Source organism: Kitasatospora sp. NPDC059577 (assembly GCF_042735475.1).
Classification (GTDB): domain Bacteria; phylum Actinomycetota; class Actinomycetes; order Streptomycetales; family Streptomycetaceae; genus Kitasatospora.
Window position 1 is genome coordinate 23,642 of sequence record NZ_JBHWBZ010000005.1, and the last position, 1,323, is coordinate 24,964.

The window sequence follows — 1,323 nt, forward strand, 5'->3', positions numbered from 1 at the left end:
AACCCCCCCCCGGCCCTTTTCTCCGCCGCGCTACGCACCCCCGGGCCACCCCGCGGCCCTTTACCCCCCCCCCCCCCCGGGGGGGGGGGGGCCGGGGGCCCCCCCCCCCCCGCACGTTCCCGGCCGCCCGCACGTCCGAGCGCCCCGGACCCCCGCCCGAGTTGAGGAGAGGCAGCACTGATGAACGACACCGAGGCCTCCGGCTTCACCGCCGTGATGCGACTTCGCGAACTGGCCATGAGCGGCGCGTACGCGGCGACCGTCCGCGCGGCGGCCCGGCTGCGCGTCGCGGACGGGATCGGCGACCGCCCGACCACCGCCGAGGAGCTCGCGGCCACCGTCGGCGCCGAGCCGGGGACGCTGCTGCGGCTGCTGCGGGCGCTGGTCGCCCACGGCGTCCTCACCGAGGAGCCGGACGGCTTCGCCCACACCGAGGCGTCCCGGCTGCTGCGCGAGGACGCCCCGCGCAGCCTGCGCAACATGGTCCTGTGGGCCACCGAACCGTGGACCTGGGCGGTGTGGGGCCTGCTCGACGAGTCGGTGCGCACCGGCAAGGGCGTCTTCCAGGACGTCTTCGGCAAGGAGTTCTTCAGCTACCTGCACGAGGACGCGCCCGCCTCCGCGGAAGTCTTCGACCGTGCGATGACGGAGTCCAGCCGCCTCTCGGCCAGGACCGTGGCCGACGTCCTGGACCTCGACGGGGTCACCGCCTTCGCGGACATCGCGGGCGGTCAGGGTCTCGTCCTGGCCACCCTGCTGGAGCGCCACCCGCAGCTGCGGGGCACGCTGCTCGACCTGCCCGACGTGATCGCCGGCGCGGACGCGCGACTGCGCCCCGGCGGCGCCCTCGCGGACCGCGTGACCCTGCTGCCGGGCGACTGCCGGGACACCATCCCGGTGAAGGCCGACGTCTACCTCCTGAAGAACATCCTGGAGTGGGACGACGACAGCACCGTGACCACGCTGCGCAACGTCCGGGCGGCGGCGCCGGCCGGGGCGAAGGTCGTGGTGATCGAGAACCTGGTGGACGGCAGCCCGGAGATGCGGTTCACCACGGCGATGGACCTGCTGCTGCTGCTCAACGTCGGCGGCAGGAAGCACACCCGGGCCGGGCTGTCCGCGCTGATCGCGCGGGCCGGGCTGGAGCTCGGCGGGGTGCGGCAGATCGGCCCGTACCTGCACTGCTTCGAGAGCACCGTTCCCGCGTCCTGACCGACCGACGACGAGGGCGGGGGACCCCCCCCCCGGGACACCCCCGGGGGGGGGCGGCACACCGGGGGCCCCGGGGGGCCCCGGCTGGCCCCGGCGGACCGGGGCCCCAGG

Annotated in this window: 1 protein-coding gene; it reads left to right on the forward strand. The window is 75.9% G+C overall.

Annotated elements, in window-relative coordinates; genetic code table 11:
- Nucleotides 1–180: 180 nt before the first annotated feature.
- Nucleotides 181–1,212 carry a methyltransferase gene (locus ACFV0O_RS06750; RefSeq protein WP_380337294.1) on the forward strand — a complete coding sequence of 344 codons (1,032 nt, stop codon included), beginning with the start codon at nucleotides 181–183 and terminating at the stop codon, nucleotides 1,210–1,212.
- Nucleotides 1,213–1,323 lie beyond the last annotated feature (111 nt).

Coding starts and splice junctions, on each gene's coding strand:
- ACFV0O_RS06750 (WP_380337294.1), top strand. CDS start 181: ATGAACGACACCGAGGCCTCCGGCTTCACCGCCGTGATGCGACTTCGC.